Raw genomic sequence first — 249 nt, 5'->3', positions numbered from 1 at the left:
AGAATCAGAAATTGTTAGCCTTGAACAAGCAATTGAACCAAGAAAATCAGAAGCTCTCAAGCGAGAATCAACAATTATTCGATTTATTGACACACTCAAACAGCTTGCAGGACGAGTACCAGAACTTACTCAACGCGTTACAAGAAAATTAAAGCAAACAAAAGATAAAATACTCGATGATTTTGAACGTCGCTTTTCAAAGGACATGAAAAATTACGAGCAAGAACAACAGAAAAGCCTAGAAAAACA

1 pseudogene is annotated in these 249 nt (G+C 35.3%); it reads left to right on the top strand.

The window, feature by feature from the left end:
* Positions 1-249 (top strand): annotated as a pseudogene (locus tag HFD15_RS14125) (relaxase); the annotation flags it as partial.

Source organism: Lactococcus sp. EKM203L, from assembly GCF_011800585.1.
In the GTDB taxonomy this organism is placed as follows: Bacteria; Bacillota; Bacilli; order Lactobacillales; family Streptococcaceae; genus Lactococcus; species Lactococcus lactis.
Note: the sequence above shows the minus strand (reverse complement) of the source record. Positions and strands in the feature narration are given on the sequence as shown.